Source organism: Streptomyces sp. NPDC055239 (genome assembly GCF_053606205.1).
Window position 1 is genome coordinate 416693 of the sequence record NZ_JBSGRD010000003.1, and the last position, 14949, is coordinate 431641.

Annotated in this window: 11 protein-coding genes; 4 read left to right on the forward strand and 7 right to left on the reverse strand. The window is 70.8% G+C overall.

Annotation, left to right across the window (positions count from 1 at the left end; all coding sequences use genetic code 11):
- Positions 1-110 precede the first annotated feature (110 nt).
- Positions 111-1622, forward strand: a complete 1512-nt coding sequence (locus tag ACWFRJ_RS12790; protein ID WP_453528198.1) for an LCP family protein — start codon at positions 111-113, stop codon at positions 1620-1622.
- Here ACWFRJ_RS12790 and mgtA read toward each other — a convergent pair whose 3' ends face one another.
- The 3 genes from mgtA to ACWFRJ_RS12805 form a co-directional block, all read right to left on the reverse strand.
- A complete protein-coding gene (mgtA, locus tag ACWFRJ_RS12795; RefSeq protein WP_453528201.1) occupies positions 1623-4259 on the reverse strand; it encodes a magnesium-translocating P-type ATPase in 2637 nt (878 codons plus the stop codon). It abuts the gene before it with no gap.
- Positions 4213-4623 (reverse strand): ArsR/SmtB family transcription factor, encoded by a 411-nt coding sequence (locus tag ACWFRJ_RS12800; protein WP_453528204.1) that lies wholly within the window; start codon positions 4621-4623, stop codon positions 4213-4215. The genes mgtA and ACWFRJ_RS12800 overlap by 47 nt, the downstream gene beginning before the upstream one ends.
- A gap of 61 nt (positions 4624-4684) precedes the next feature.
- Positions 4685-6205 (reverse strand): NCS1 family nucleobase:cation symporter-1, encoded by a 1521-nt coding sequence (locus tag ACWFRJ_RS12805; protein WP_453528207.1) that lies wholly within the window; start codon positions 6203-6205, stop codon positions 4685-4687.
- A gap of 390 nt (positions 6206-6595) precedes the next feature.
- Between ACWFRJ_RS12805 and ACWFRJ_RS12810 the strand changes: the two genes are divergently transcribed.
- The 3 genes from ACWFRJ_RS12810 (at position 6596) to ACWFRJ_RS12820 (ending at position 10694) form a co-directional block, all read left to right on the forward strand.
- Positions 6596-8512 carry an NAD-binding protein gene (locus tag ACWFRJ_RS12810; RefSeq protein WP_453529612.1) on the forward strand — a complete coding sequence of 639 codons (1917 nt, stop codon included), beginning with the start codon at positions 6596-6598 and terminating at the stop codon, positions 8510-8512.
- 150 nt (positions 8513-8662) lie between these two features.
- Complete coding sequence (locus ACWFRJ_RS12815) at positions 8663-9178, forward strand: hypothetical protein (protein ID WP_453528210.1); 516 nt, start codon at positions 8663-8665, stop codon at positions 9176-9178.
- Positions 9179-9263: 85 nt separating this feature from the next.
- Positions 9264-10694 carry a flotillin family protein gene (locus ACWFRJ_RS12820; protein ID WP_453528213.1) on the forward strand — a complete coding sequence of 477 codons (1431 nt, stop codon included), beginning with the start codon at positions 9264-9266 and terminating at the stop codon, positions 10692-10694.
- Between the two features lie 17 nt (positions 10695-10711).
- On the opposite strand, the gene ACWFRJ_RS12825 is transcribed toward ACWFRJ_RS12820, so the two are convergent.
- From ACWFRJ_RS12825 to hydA, 4 genes are all read right to left on the reverse strand, one after another.
- On the reverse strand, positions 10712-11767 hold the full coding sequence (locus ACWFRJ_RS12825) for a PucR family transcriptional regulator (RefSeq protein WP_453528216.1): 1056 nt from the start codon (positions 11765-11767) through the stop codon (positions 10712-10714).
- A 178-nt stretch (positions 11768-11945) separates the two neighbouring features.
- Positions 11946-12101: a hypothetical protein gene (locus ACWFRJ_RS12830; RefSeq protein WP_453528219.1), complete on the reverse strand. Its 156-nt coding sequence runs from the start codon at positions 12099-12101 to the stop codon at positions 11946-11948.
- Positions 12102-12449: 348 nt separating this feature from the next.
- Positions 12450-13469: a TIGR03842 family LLM class F420-dependent oxidoreductase gene (locus tag ACWFRJ_RS12835; protein ID WP_453528222.1), complete on the reverse strand. Its 1020-nt coding sequence runs from the start codon at positions 13467-13469 to the stop codon at positions 12450-12452.
- Positions 13470-13507: 38 nt separating this feature from the next.
- Complete coding sequence (hydA, locus tag ACWFRJ_RS12840; protein ID WP_453528225.1) at positions 13508-14911, reverse strand: dihydropyrimidinase; 1404 nt, start codon at positions 14909-14911, stop codon at positions 13508-13510.
- Positions 14912-14949 lie beyond the last annotated feature (38 nt).

Below are 14949 nucleotides of genomic sequence, written 5' to 3' on the forward strand. Positions count from 1 at the left end.
GCCGGTAGCCTCAGAAAAGATTGCTACATTGCGCAACTGTACAACCATGGGGCGGGCCGGGAGGTCCCTCTCCATGAAGGCGGAACGACTCGGACGGATAGGGCGCACCCATGACCACCAGCCACCGTGCAGCTGTACGCGGCCGTCGGCGCAAGCGCAGCCGTGCGCGGCTCATGCTCTGCATCGGCCTGTCGCTCCTTGTCCTCGTGACGGCCGGCGCCGGGTGGGTGTACTTCAGACTGAACGGCAACATCGACACCTTCGCGGCGGACGGCGTATCCGGCGACCGGCCCGACGCGGACGACTCCAAGGGCGAGAACGTCCTGGTCATCGGCTCGGATGCCCGCACCGACGGGAACAGCGCGCTCGGCGGAGGCGACAAGAGCGACATCGGGCGCTCCGACACCGCCTTCCTGCTTCACGTCTACGCCGACCACCGGCACGCCGTCGCCGTCTCGATCCCCCGCGACACCCTCGTGGACCTCCCGCCCTGCAAGCTGCCGGACGGAAGCTGGACCAAGGAACAGTCGAACGCCATGTTCAACGCCGCGTACTCCGTCGGCGAGACCGCCAAGGGCAACCCCGCCTGCACCCAGAACACCGTCGAACACCTCACCGGACTGCGCGTCGACCACACCGTCGTCGTCGACTTCAAGGGGTTCTCGGAGCTGACGGACGTGGTGGGCGGGGTGAAGGTGTGCCTGCCGCAGGACATCTATCAGCGCGACCTCAATCCCAACCGCGCCACCCAAGGGAAGCGCCTCTTCGCCGAGGGTGAGCAGGAGGTGTCGGGCCAGAAGGCCCTCGATTACGTACGCATCCGGCACGGCATCGGCGACGGCTCCGACATAGGCCGGATCAAGCGCCAACAGGCCTTCGTTGCAAGCCTGTTGAAGAAGGTCAAGAGTGACGGCCTCACTCCCACCAAGCTGCTTCCGCTCGCGGACGCCGCGACGAATTCGATGACCGTCGACCCCGGCCTCGGCTCCGCCGACAAGCTCATCTCGTTCGCGATGTCCCTGAAGGACATCGACCTGAGCAACACCAAGTTCGTCACCATCCCCTGGCGGTACAAGGGTTCGCGGGTCGCCATCGTCCAGCCGGACGCCGACGCGCTGTGGGCGTCGCTCAAGAACGACCGCACGCTGGACGGGACGGACGCCAGCGGAAAGAACGGCAAGACCGGCAAGGACGGCAAGAAGAAGACGCCCTCCGGAGATGCGACGGCCACCGCGCCGGTCTCCGGTGACGGCGCCGCCGTGGCCGTGCAGAACGGCACCACCGTCACCGGACTCGCCGCCCGCGCGGCCGAGACCCTCACCGAGCACGACTTCGAGGTCACCGGCACCGCGACGGCCGGCACCCAGGACCACGCCACCACCGTGATCGCGTACGGCCCCGGCGAGCAGGCCAGGGCCAAGTCCGTGGCCCGCCTGTTCCCGGGCGCGGAACTGGAGTCCGCGACGGCGTCCGGCCTCACCGTCACTCTCGGCCAGTCGTACGCCGACGCCCCCTCCCCTTCCGCCTCCGCATCCGGTAGGCCGGAGTCCGTTCCCTCCAAGGTCGCCGACGACGCCCGTTCCGCCGACGACAACCCGTGCTCCGACCTCTCCTACGGCTGACTACGGCTGAACGTCCCAGCGCCGCCGAGCTGCCGCGAGCGCGGCCGCGTAGAGACCGAGCACGACCGCGAGAAGCAGGTAGTACGGGCCCGGCAGAGCCGTCATGCCCAGGAGCGGGCCAAGTGGCGACAGCGGGAGGAGCAGTCCGACGGCGGCGAGCGCGGCCACCGACAGGACGACCGGGCCCGGCGTCCTGCCCTCGGCCCGGCGGCGGCCGGTGCGCAGGAGCAGCATCACGAGGCCCTGGGTCAGCAGGTTCTCGGTGAACCACCCGGAGTGGAACATCGCCTGGTCGTCCACGGCGCCGGGGCCGTGCAGGGCGAGCGCGAGAAGGAGGAAGGTGGCGAGGTCGGCGAGGGCGTTGAGCGCGCCGAAGCCGGTGATGAAGCGCAGGAAGGCGCGGGGCCGCAGCACGGTGGGGCGGCGCAGGACCGCCGGATGCGGACGCTCGTAGGCGAAGGAGAGCTGCGCGGCGTCGAAGCACAGGTTCTGCACGAGGACCTGCGCGGGGAGCATCGGCAGGAACGGCAGCAGGAGTCCCGCGCAGAGCATCCCGATGACGTTGCCGAGGTTCGAGGAGAGCGTGACGCGCAGATACGTGGCGATGTTTCCGCTGCTGTGGCGTCCCGCGAGGACCGCGTGGCCGATCGCGGTGAGGTCCTTGTCGGCGAGCACCACGTCGGCGCTCTCGCGTACGACGTCCACGGCGGCCTGCGGAGCGATGCCGACGTCGGCGGCCCGCAGCGCGGGCATGTCGTTGACGCCGTCGCCGAGAAACCCCGTGGTGTGCCCGCGGGACCGCAGCGCCTCGGTGATGCGTGCCTTGTGCTCGGGGGTGCAGCGGGCGAAGACGGTGGTGCGCCCGGCGGTGTCGGCGAGTTCCTCGTCGGTGAGGGTGTCGATGCGGTCGGCGGTGAGGACTCCGCCCGCACCGATTCCCGCGCCAATTCCTGCACCGATTCCCGCGCCGATCCCCAGTTCGCGGCAGGCCCGCTCCGCCGTCCCCGGGTGGTCACCGGTGAGGATCTTGACGGTGATGCCGCTCTCCGCGAGGTCCCGCAGGGCGGTGGCGGCGGTCGGGGCGAGTGTGTCCCGCAGGGTGAGGAAGCCGCGGAAGGTCAGGCCGCGCTCGTCGGCCGGGGTGTAGGCGCGGGTGCGGGCGGGCCGCTCCGCGGTGGCCACCGCGAGGAGGCGCAGGCCGCCGTCCGCCTCGTGGGCGGCGAGGGACAGGAGCCGCTCGCGCTCGGAGTCGTCGAGCACGCAGCGTTCAAGGACGGCCTCGACGGCACCTTTGACGACGAGCGTGTGGGTGCCGAGGCTTCCGGGGCCGCGTACGACGGCGGTGGCGAGGCGGCGTACGGGATCGAAGGGGAGCGCCGCAATGCCGTCGTAGCGCATCGCCCCGTCACCGCCGTCGTCCGCGGCGTCGAGGACCGCGTCGTCGAGCGGATCGGCGGCGGGCAGCTCGGCGAGCTGGAGTGTCCACCAGGAGTTGACGGCGGCCCAGTGCAGCGCTTCGGGGGCGGCCCTGCCGTCGGCGCCAAGGGTGCGGTCGAGGACGGGGCGGTCCTCGGTGAGCGTGCCGGTCTTGTCCAGGCACAGGACGTCGACGGCGCCGAGGTCGTGCAGTGCGGGCAGCCTTTTGACGATCACCCCGTGCGTACGGGCCAGGAGCGAGGCCCCGCGCGCCAGGCAGATGGTGACGATGACCGGCAGCATCTCCGGCGTCAGGCCGACCGCCACGGCGACCGCGAACGGCAGGGTCTCCAGGCCGCGCCCGCGCAGGGCGGCGTTGGCCATCAGGACGAGCGGCGGGGTCAGCAGCATGAACCGGATGAGGACCCAGGAGATGCCGTGCACGGAGCGGTCGAAGGCGCTCGGCCCGCGCCGCCGTCCGTGCCTGCCGTGCGCGGCGGCGAACCGCGTCCGCGCCCCGGTCGCGACGACCACCGCGGTGCCGCTGCCCGAGGCGACGCTGCTGCCCTGGAAGCAGAGATGAGGCTGCTCGAAGGCTCCCTCGGGAAGGTGCGGGCCCGGCACGTCGGAGGCGGCCTTGGGCACCGGCGCCGACTCCCCCGTCAGCGCCGCCTGCCGCACGCTCAGGCCGCTCGCGCGCAGCAGTCGTACGTCGGCGGGGACGAGGTCGCCGGGGCCGAGCCGCACCACGTCTCCCGGCACGAGATCCTCGACCCGGATCTCCCGCTCCTCGGGGCTCTCGTCCCGCTCCGCGCGGCGCAGCACGGTCGCGGTGGTGGCCACCAGTGCGCGCAGTGCGGTCATGGACCGGTCGGCGCGGTGCTCACCGGACGTCCGCAGCACTCCGCTGACGACGACCAGGCACAGGATCACGCAGGCGGTGCCCCAGGAGGCGACGGTGGCCGACACCAGGCCGAGGCAGAGCAGCACCGCGGTGAACGGATCCCGCAGGCTGCGGCCGAAGAGCCGCGGCCACGACACCGCACGCCGGTCGGGAAGGGTGTTCTCGCCGAAGCGGGCACCGCGCCGCTCGGCCTCCGCGTCGGTCAGGCCGCGCGGGCCGCTGTCCACATGGCGCAGCACCTCCAGTGAGGTGAGCCCACCGGCAGCGGCCTCAGGCGCCAAGGCCGCGGAGCCGGCGTCCGGGAGACTGCGCGGCATGATCGGCACCGTCGGCCTGGTCGACGCGGTCGGCCCGGTCGGTCAGCTGGCCGACCATCAGGCGCACCACGGTCACCACGTCCGCGTCGTCGACGAAGTAGACCTGGCGTCGGCCCTCGCGCCGGGAGCGGACGAGACCGGCGAGCTTCAGCTTGGTCAGATGCTGGCTGACCGCGGGCAGCGCACCGCCGACCCGGTCCGCGAGACCGGTCACGTCGCTCTCGCCCTGCGCGAGCGCCCACACGATGTGCAGCCGCGCGGAGGAGGCGAGCAGACCGAATGCCGCGGCCGCCTCGGCGAGGACATCGGCCGATGGATCACTGAAGCCGGTGCCGTCCACTCCGACTGCTCCGTCTGCTTCCACGGTCGTCCTCCCTCCGCGCCCGGACTCACGCGTACGAGGGTCTCGTACGCAAGAATCCAGTCTAGGCCGCCGACCGGCCTGCTCCGGAGCCTTCGCGCCTGCCCACCGCCATCAGCCCCACATAAACGACAAGCGCCGACGCGAGCCCGATCGCCCACCCGTAGTCCGCGAGCGGCTTGAGGACCGGGATCAACCCGTCCTCGGGGAAGGGTCCCTTCCCCGGTGCCGAATGCGATCCGCCCACGGCGAGCAGGCCCCCGACCGTGAAGGCCGCGACGGCCCGCAGATTCCACCCGCCGGTGTACCAGTAGCGCCCTTCGGGCCGGTACAGGTCGGCGAGGTCGAGGACCGTCCGCCGCACCACCCAGTAGTCGGCGATCAGGATCCCGGCGACCGTGCCGAGCAGGCCGCCCACGACGCCAAGCCAGACGAAGATGTAGAGCTCGGGCGTCTCGATCAGCTTCCACGGGAAGATGAGGACGCCCACGACGCCGGTGATGAGCGCGCCCGTGCGGAAGTTGATGAACTTCGGGGCGAGGTTCGCGAGGTCGTACGCGGGTGAGACCACGTTGGCCGCGATGTTCACGGAGACCGTGGCGACCAGGACCGTCACCAGGGCGTAGAGCAGCCCGAAGACGTTGTCGGCCTTGGCGGCCAGGTCGACGGGCTCCCAGATCGGCTCCCCGTACACCGCCTGCGAGCCGGAGGTGACCAGGACGGACAGGAGCGCGAACGCGGTCATGGTGGTCGGAAGGCCGAGCGTCTGCCCCCACACCTGCGCCCGCTGCCCCTTCCCGAACCGGGTGAAGTCGGGGATGTTCAGGGACAGCGTGGACCAGAAGCCGATCATGCCCATCAGCGCCGGGAAGAACACCGGCCAGAAGTCGGCGCCCCAGCCCAGTGTGGAGGGCTGGTCCAGCAGCGGGCCGAAGCCGCCCGCCTTGTCGGCCATCCACACGAGCAGCACGACGGCGCCGACGAGGACGAAGGGCGCGGCCCAGTTCTCGAAGCGCCGCAGCGCCTCCATGCCCCGGTGGATGATGGCGAGTTGGAGGGCCCAGAACAGCACGAAGCAGAGCCACAGCGGCCACGGGTAGCCGCCGATCTGCGACTCGTCGCTCCACGCGCCGTCGAAGGCCTTGTTGAGCAGGACGTAGATCCCCTGGCCGCCGATCCAGGTCTGGATGCCGAACCAGCCGCAGGCCACGGCCGCCCGGATCAGCGCGGGCAGGTTCGCGCCGCGCAGGCCGAAGGAGGCTCGGGCGAGGACGGGGAACGGGATGCCGTACTTCGGGCCCGCGTGTCCCGTCAGGAGCATCGGCACGAGCACGATCACGTTGGCCGCCGCGATGGTGAAGACGGCCTGGCGCCAGTCCATACCGAGGGCGACCAGGCCCGAAGCGAGCGTCCAGGAAGGGATGTTGTGGGCCATGCCTACCCACAGGGCGGCGAAGTTGTACGTGCTCCAGTGGCGTTCGGAGAGGGGGATGGGCCTGAGGTCGTCGTTGGCGAAGCGGCTGTGCTCCGGAAAGGCGCCGGGGAGCAGTTCGACGCGGCCGTCGTCGGCGACGGTCTGTGACATCGCGCCGGGCTCCGAGGCGGGCGGCCCCGTGGGGACGATGCCGGTCACCAGGCGGCCGGATCGGTCTGCGGAACACGTCTGAGATCCATGCCGGACTCCTTAAGCCCTCGCCGCTTTCCCCGACTTGTTGCGGCGACAATCATGCTCCCGGTCGGCCTGATCGCGACAGCGCCGTACGCCAACTACCTTGGTTCTCATGATCAATCGTGGTTCGCTGCTGCCATCGGGCGTCGGCACAGAGTCCGGCGTGGGCACCGGCACAGGAGAGGACGAGCAGTGAGCCACGGGAACCCGCAGCCTGTCCGCCGCCATCCGGATCGCCGCCATCCGGATCCGGACGACGGCACACCGCTCCCCCGTCAGGCTCAGCGGCCGGCGCAGAGCGGCCACATGATCGTGTGCGGTGACGACGCCCTCGCCGAGCGTCTCGCCGCCGAACTGCGCGCGGTGTACCGCGAGCGGGTGACGGTCGTCGTCCCCTCCACGCCGCCGGTCGACGGCCAACGATCGGGACCGGCCGGACGGGCGCGGGCCACCGCCCTCCTGGGCCGGATGCAGGCCGTCATGGCGCGCGCGGCCGGTACGCCCGGCGGCGCGGACGGGGCGACGCGGCCCGAGGTCCCCCGCGTCATGGAGGCGCCGGAGCCCGACGAGGCGGCCCTCATGGACGCGGGCGTGCACGACGCCGCCGCCCTTGCCCTCGTGTACGACGACGATGAGACCAACATCCACGCCGCGCTCGTCTCCCGCCGTCTCAATCCCCGTCTGCGGATCGTGATCAGGCTCTACAACCGCAAGCTGGGACAGCACTTGGAGGATCTCCTCGACCAGGCCGCATCGGTCGCCTTCCCCGGCCTGGACCCGACCGAGGTGAACGCCTCCACCACCGTCCTCTCCGACGCCGACACCGCGGCCCCCGCCCTTGCGGCCACCGCCGTCGCGGGCACCAGCAAGGTCGTCCAGGCCGACGGACTGCTCCTGCGCGCCGTGGAACGCGACCCGCAGGGCCGCGAGGCGACCGCCGACCCCGGCCTGTGCACGCTCGCCGTGCTCTCGTCGACCACCAACGACCCCGCGGGCTCGGAGGGTTCGGACGACGGCGGCCAGGACGGGCCGCTGCTGCTGCCCGACGACAGCACCGTCAGCTCCTCCACGGGCAGGGGAACCGTGGTCCTGAAGGCCGTCTCGTACGCCGGGCCCGACCGGCCGACCGGCCGCCTGGCCGCGCGCGGACTTCCGTTCGGCTCGCTCTTCTCGCCCCGCCTGCGCTGGTCGGTGGCCGGGCTCCTGGCCTGTGTGCTCGGCCTCGCGGTGGCGAACTGGCTGACCAGCAACGCCCATCCGCTGGCCGCCGCCTATCTGACCCTGCTCGACCTGTTCGCCATCGACGACCCCGCGATCGGCGAGTCCACCGCCCGCCAGGTGCTTCAACTCCTGTCCGGTCTGGCCGGGTTGCTCCTCCTGCCGGTACTGTTCGCCGCCGTCCTGGAGGCTCTCGGAACCTTCCGCACGGCCTCTTCCCTGCGCCGTCCTCCGCGCGGCCTCTCCGGCCACGTGGTCCTGCTCGGCCTCGGCAAGGTCGGCACCCGCGTCCTGGCCCGCCTGCGCGAACTCGGCATCCCCGTCGTGTGCGTGGAGGAGGACCCCGAGGCGCGCGGCATCCCGCTCGCCCGCCGCCTGCGCGTGCCCACGGTCGTCGGCGACGTCACGGACGAGGGTGTACTGGAAGCCGCCAAGATCCACCGCGCACACGCGCTGCTCGCCCTCACCAGCGTCGACACCACGAATCTCGAAGCCGCCCTGTACGCCCGCTCGATCAAGCCCAATGTGCGCGTGGCCCTTCGGCTGTACGACGACACCTTCGCCACCGCCGTCTACCGCACCCTGCGCACCGCCCACCCGCAGGCCCTCACGCGCAGCCGCAGCGTCTCCACCCTCGCCGCCCCCGCCTTCGCGGGAGCCATGATGGGGCGGCAGATCCTGGGCGCGATCCCCGTCGAGCGGCGGGTGCTCCTGTTCGCCGCCCTGGACGTCGCCGGACTCCGTCAGCTGGAGGGGCGGACCATCGCCGAATCGTTCAGGCCCGGGGTCTGGCGGGTCATCGCCCTGGATTCCACCGCACCGGACGAGCGGCTCCCCGACCTGACGGCCACCCGGCCCGACGAGGACACCGACCGCCCGGCGGGCCTCGTCTGGGACCTCCACCCCGGATACGTACTGCGCTCCCAGGACCGCGTCGTCCTGGCCGCGACACGCCAGGGCCTGGCGGAACTCCTCGGTCGGCGCGCCCAGAGCCGGACCGGCTGAGGCGAGACACGGACCGGCGCACGGGACGGGAACACGGACCGGCATGAAAGAAGGCTGATCATTGCCGGATCGTGGCAATGTGCGCGATCTCCCCCGCATGCGACGATCCCGACCACACCGAGACATCCGGCAAGTTGGGGAGGTGCTCCGGTGACTGTCTTCCTGGGCCTTGGCATCGCGGGAATCGCCCTGCTGGTCTTCTCCCTCGTCTTCGGCGGGGTTCTTGAAGGACTCTTCGACGGCATCGGATTCCTCGACGGGCTCTTCGAGGGGCTGCTGTCCCTTCCCGTCATCGCGGGGTTCGTGTCCATGCTCGGCTTCGGCGGCGCGATCGTGCTCGGCACGACCGGGCTCGGCGCGGGCGGCGCCACCGCTGTCGGAGCCGTCGTCGGCGTGGCAGCGGCCTTACTGACCTGGAAGTTCAGCCGCGCCCTGATGCGGGATCAGACCGCTGCCACTCCACGGGGCGACGACCTCGTGGGCACCGCGGGGGCCGTGGTCACCGCGATCCCGGTCGACGGGTACGGCGAGGTGCTGCTCCAACTGGGCGGTCAGCCAGTGAAGTTCTCCGCCAGGAGCGCCGCGGCCGTCACGCGCGGCACGGAGATCTGGGTGGAGTCGGCGCTCTCGCCGACATCGGTCGCGGTCCGCCCCGTGCAGCGCTGAGCACCGCTCGCGCCCACGTACACACCCGGCCCCACGTACCACATCACCGATCTGCCGCCCTCCGGGAGGCAGGGGGGAATTCACCATGAGTCCAGTTCTGATCGCCGTCATCGGAGTCGTCGTACTCCTCGTGCTGCTCGCACTCGTCGTCGTGACCCGCTACAAGGTCGCCGGGCCCAGCGAGGCCTTCATCGTGACCGGGCGGCGCGGCAAGAAGTCCACCGACCCCGACACCGGCCGCATCGCATTCGACAACAGCGGCCAGAAGGTCGTGGTCGGCGGCGGCGTCTTCGTCGTCCCGTTCGTCCAGCAGAAGTTCACGCTCGAACTCTCCTCGCGACACATCCCCATCGCGGTGCGCGGCGCCGTCACGCTGCGCGGGGTGAAGGCCAACCTGGAGGGCGTCGCGATCGTCAAGGTCGGCGGCACCGAGGACTCCATACGCGCCGCGGCCCAGCGCTTCCTCGCCCAGCAGGGCGGGATCGTCGGCTTCACCCAGGAAGTGCTCTCCGGCGCGCTGCGCTCCATCGTGGGCCGGATGTCGGTGGAGGACATCATCCGCGACCGGGCCGCCTTCGCAGGGCAGGTCGCCGAGGAGGCCGAGGCGAGCCTGTCGGGGCAGGGCCTGGTGCTCGACGCCTTCCAGATCCAGGACATCACCACCGAGGGCTCCTACCTGGAGGACCTGGGCCGTCCCGAGGCCGCCCGTGCCCGGCAGGAGGCGGACATCGCCGAGGCCGTCGCCCGCCGTGCCGCCGAGCAGGCCCGCCTCAAGGCCGCGGAGGAGATCGCCGTCGCGGAGCGGACGTTCTACCTCAAGCAGGCCGAGATCAAGGCCGAGACCGACGAGGCGTCCGCACGTGCCGGGGCCGCGGGGCCCCTCGCCGAGGCCGCCCGCCAGCAGGAGGTCCTCACCGAGCAGGAGAAGGTCGCCCAGCGGCAGGCAGCCCTGACCGACCGCGAGCTCGACACCAAGGTCCGCAAGCCCGCCGACGCCGCCCGCTACCAGGCCGAGCAGGAGGCGGAGGCCCGCCGCGTCTCCATGGTCAAGCAGGCAGAGGCCGACGCCGACCGGGCGCGTCTGACCGGTGAGGGCGAGAAGGCCCAGCGTGCCGCGCTCGCCGACGCCGTACGTCTGGAGGGCGAGGCCGATGCCGCCGCGATCGGCGCCAAGGGTGCCGCCGAGGCGGAGGCGATGCGCAAGAAGGCCGACGCGTTCGACCGGTACGGCGACGCGGCGGTCCTTCAGATGCTCGTCGAGGTCCTGCCCAGCGTGGTGGCCAAGGCGTCCGAACCGCTCAGCGCGATCGACAAGATGACCGTGATCTCCACGGACGGCGCGAGCCAGCTCTCCCGCACGGTCGCCGACAACGTCGCCCAGGGCGTCGAACTCCTCAGCTCCACCACGGGCGTCGACGTCGCCGAACTCCTCAAGGGCATCACCGGCGGAAAGTCCCCCGCACCGGCGGGTACGACCTCCACCAAGCTGAACGGCAAGATCGACGTCACCGACTGACCCTCACGCCGGCCGCCTCACAGGGAGGTGGCCGGCCAGCCGAGGAGCCGCGCGCCGATGACCGCCGTCTGCAGGGTGTAGCGGTCAAGGGGGTCGGCGGGGTCGGACCCCGTGAGGGTGCGGATGCGCTCCAGGCGGTACGTCAGAGCTCGTACGCTCAGCGACAACTGCCGCGCCGCCTGGGCCGCCACGCACCCCGTGTCGAAGTAGGCGAACAGGGTCTCGAGCAGGGGGACGGCTCCGCCCCGCGCCTCTTCCAGCGGGCCGAGGGTGTTGAGCACCAGGTCCACAAGTGCCTGCCGGTCACGGGCGAGTACGGGGAAGACCAGGAGGTCGGCGGCGCGCAGCACGGGCTCGTCGAATCCCATGCGCGTCGCGAGCTCAAGGGTGCTCACGGCTTCTTCGTAGCTGTGGGCGATGCCCGTGGACCCGGGCTGGGGCCGCCCGATGGCGATGCGGCCGCCGTCGGTGGCGGCGTGCGCCCGCTTGGCGAAGTAGGCGAGCACCTCGTCCTGGCCGGCGGGGGCGATGCACACGAGGCGGCCGTCCTTGGTGGTGAGCAGGATGTCGCGGTCGCCGAAGCGGCCGACCAGTTCGCTCTCCACGTCACGCGCCACGGGATCGGTCTCGTCGTAGGGGGAAAGGCCCTCCGCCACGGCCACGGCGTGCGCGTGGGAGAGCCGGAGACCGAATCGCTCGGCACGTGCGGCGAGGTGGCCCAAGTCCCCACGCCCGTAAAGGAGATCGTCGATCAGCTCGCGCCGGGCGACCTCCTCCTGGCGTACGACCTGGCGCTGTGCGTGTTCGTAGCCTTCGGCGAAGGCGTCGATGGCCTGCTCGGCGGTGGCGAGCAGGTGGTCGGGGTCGCCGGTCGCAGGACGGTGGATCCGGGTGGCGTTGAGGTGTTCGCGTATGAGGACGCGCCACGCGTATCCGGCGTTGGCGGCCTGCGCGCCGAGCGCCCGGCGCGACGTCAGCTCCTCGCGGGTCAGACGGCGGCCGGTAGCCGCCGCCCCCGTGAGAATGTCGGCGTAGCCGTGGAGGAGTTGCTCGGGAATCTCCTGGGTGGTCATCTGCTCTCCCTCGTCGGGTCGATGGCCTACGGCCCGGCGCGGGTCGCCGACAGTTCGGCGGCTCGCCGGCAGGATGCGGACACGGCAGCGCGACACGGGCGCGCGACACTCATGCCGTAGGGCAGGCGGGATGACAACAACTGGGCGCGGGACGTACGGAGTTGAGACTCCGGATGCGTCAGCGGCGCGGGCTGCTCGTCGTGGTGCCGTCGGTATCGGGCACGCTGTCGCGGGGCGTGTTGTCCACGCGTACGACCCTGGCGGCACGCACCTCGGCGCCGTCGCGGGAGATACCGGTCACGGGGATCCAGGCGGCGCGAACACTGCGACCCATCTCCTGCCCCACCCCATCCGACCGTCGGCGATCATCGTCGCCCGCTTGAATATTGAGCAACTACGTGCTCAAGAGAGCGCCTTGGCTCACTTCGTTAGTTTACCGCACGACAAAGACCGCAAAATACCCTTCGCGCGATATAAGCAGCGAAACCGGCGACGAAGCGGAGCCATGCGCGTCAGTCGTCAGCACGTCGTCCAGGGCCGCAGCTTCTCGGGGTTCCGTACCGCCCAGCAGCGCTTGATCCTCTCACCTGCGATCTCGAAGGCGATCACCGACGTGATGACACCGTCGTGCTGGACCACCAGGCCGGGCGGCCTGGATGACCTGACGGGACCCGGAGGGGCATCAGCCCCGCAGGGCCGGGATGACGGTGGTGCCGTATCCGTCGATGACGTCCTCGCGGGCGTCATGCATCGCGTACAGCGCGAACTGATCCACTCCCAGCAGCTTCAACTCCCTCAGTTTCGTGATGTGTTGCTCGGCCGTGCCGATGACGCAGAAGCGGTCCACGATGTCGTCGGGGACGAAGGCCGTGTCGGGGTTGTCGGCGCGGCCGTGGTGGGAGTAGTCGTAGCCCTCGCGGGCCTTGATGTACTCGGTCAGGGCCTCGGGGACCAGGTCCGAGTGTTCGCCGTACTTCGCCACCAGGTCGGCCACGTGGTTGCCGACCATCCCGCCGAACCAGCGGCACTGCTCGCGGGCGTGCGCCAAGGACGCCGGTGAGTCGTCCTCCGTCAGGTACGCGGGGGCCGCGACGCAGATCTTCACCGACGCCGGGTCGCGGCCCGCCGCCTTGGCCGCGTCCCGGACCGCTTTCACCATCGACTCCGTGAGATACGGGTCGGCCAGCTGGAGGATGAAGCCGTCGGCCTCCTCACCCGCCATCTTCAGCGCCTTGGGTCCGTACGCGGCCATCCAGACCGGGAGCTGGGCGTCGGGGCCGATCCACGGGAAGCGGATCGTGGTGCCGCCCAGGTCCGCTTCCTCGCCCGATGCCAGCGAGCGGATGACCTTCATCGACTCGCTGATCCGGGCGAGGGTGTTGGGCGTACGGCCCGCCACCCGCATCGCGCTGTCGCCGCGGCCGATGCCGCACACGGTGCGGTTGCCGTACATGTCGTTGAGCGTGGCGAACGTGGAGGCCGTCACCTCCCAGGTGCGGGTGCCCGGGTTGGTGACCATCGGGCCGACGATCAGCCGGTCGGTGTGGGCCAGGATCTGGCTGTAGATGACGAAGGGCTCCTGCCAGAGCACCGCCGAGTCGAAGGTCCAACCGTAGCCGAATCCGTTGCGCTCGGCCCGCTTCATCAGGCTGATGACCTGCGCGGCCGGCGGGTCGGTCTGCAGGACGAGTCCGAAGTCCATGGTGTGCGTCGCCTCTCTGACCGAGGTACTGCGTGTCACTAACCGAGGTACTGGGTGGTGCCGCGCGGGACATAGGCGCCGTGCCCGGCCCGGCCGGTGAACTTCCGCCCGTCGATGACCACTTCGCCCCGCGAGAGGACCGTCTCCACCTGGCCGGTGACGTGCTTTCCCTCGTACGCGGAGTAGTCCACGTTCATGTGGTGGGTGTCCGCCGACATGACCTGCTCGGCGGCCGGGTCGTAGATGACGACGTCGGCGTCCGCGCCCGGCGCGATCGTGCCCTTCTTGCCGTACAGGCCGAACATCCGGGCCGGGCTCGCGCAGGCGATCTCGATCCAGCGCCGACGGCTGATGTGTCCGTCGACCACGGCCTGGTGGAGAAGGTCCATGCGGTTCTCGACACCCGGCAGGCCGTTCGGGATCTTGGAGAAGTCGCCGCGGCCCAGCTCCTTCTGCCCCACGAAGCAGAACGGGCAGTGGTCGGTCGACACCACCTGGAGGTCGTTCGTGCGAAGCCCTCGCCAGAGCGCTGCCTGGTGCTCGCGTGGCCGCAGCGGTGTCGAGCAGACGTACTTGGAACCCTCGAAGTCGGGCTCCGCGAGGTTGTCCGTGGACAGGAACAGATACTGCGGACATGTCTCACCGAACACCGGCAGACCCTCGTCGCGGGCCTTGGCGAGCTCGGCCACGGCCTCCTGTGCCGAGACATGCACCACGTACACCGGCGCACCGGCCACCTGGGCGAGCTTGATCACCCGGTGCGTCGCCTCCGCCTCCAGGAGCGCCTTGCGCACCTCTCCGTGGTAGCGCGGGTCCGTCTCGCCCCGGGCGAGGGCCTGCTCCACCAGGACATCGATGGCGAGCCCGTTCTCCGCGTGCGTCATGATCAGGCCGCCGTTGCCCGCGGCCTTCTGCATCGCCCGCAGGATCTGCCCGTCGTCACTGAAGAAGACGCCCGGATACGCGGTGAAGAGCTTGAACGAGCTGACCCCTTCCTCGATGAGGAGGTCCATCTCCTTCAGGGACTTCTCGTTGACGTCCGAGAGGATCATGTGGAAGCCGTAGTCGATCGCGCACTTGCCGTCCGCCTTGGCGTACCAGGTGTCGAGGCCCGCGCGCAGCGCCTGCCCCCGGCTCTGCACCGCGAAGTCCACGATCGTGGTGGTGCCGCCCCAGGCCGCGGCCCGGGTGCCCGTCTCGAAGTCGTCGGAGGAGAACGTGCCGCCGAACGGGAAGTCCATGTGCGTGTGCGCGTCGACTCCCCCCGGAATCACGTACTTGTGGGAGGCGTCGAAGACGCGGTCAGCGGTCCACGCCTGTGCGGCGCCCGAGCCGTGTGCGGCGAGCGCGGCGATCCGGCCGTCCTCGATCAGCACATCGGCATGGATCTCTTCGGCGGCGGTGACGACGAGTCCGCCACGGATCAGGGTGCGGGTACTCATGATGGGGCGCTCCCTTTCATGCTCGTACGTTTCATGCT

Bases quoted from the DNA above. Each gene is read 5' to 3' on its own strand.
- ACWFRJ_RS12825 (WP_453528216.1), bottom strand. From the start codon at position 11,767: ATGACCACCCAGGAGATTCCCGAGCAACTCCTCCACGGCTACGCCGAC.
- ACWFRJ_RS12820 (WP_453528213.1), top strand. From the start codon at position 9,264: ATGAGTCCAGTTCTGATCGCCGTCATCGGAGTCGTCGTACTCCTCGTG.
- ACWFRJ_RS12790 (WP_453528198.1), top strand. From the start codon at position 111: ATGACCACCAGCCACCGTGCAGCTGTACGCGGCCGTCGGCGCAAGCGC.
- ACWFRJ_RS12835 (WP_453528222.1), bottom strand. From the start codon at position 13,469: ATGGACTTCGGACTCGTCCTGCAGACCGACCCGCCGGCCGCGCAGGTC.
- mgtA (WP_453528201.1), bottom strand. From the start codon at position 4,259: ATGCCGCGCAGTCTCCCGGACGCCGGCTCCGCGGCCTTGGCGCCTGAG.
- ACWFRJ_RS12805 (WP_453528207.1), bottom strand. From the start codon at position 6,205: ATGTCACAGACCGTCGCCGACGACGGCCGCGTCGAACTGCTCCCCGGC.
- ACWFRJ_RS12830 (WP_453528219.1), bottom strand. From the start codon at position 12,101: ATGGGTCGCAGTGTTCGCGCCGCCTGGATCCCCGTGACCGGTATCTCC.
- hydA (WP_453528225.1), bottom strand. From the start codon at position 14,911: ATGAGTACCCGCACCCTGATCCGTGGCGGACTCGTCGTCACCGCCGCC.
- ACWFRJ_RS12810 (WP_453529612.1), top strand. From the start codon at position 6,596: ATGATCGTGTGCGGTGACGACGCCCTCGCCGAGCGTCTCGCCGCCGAA.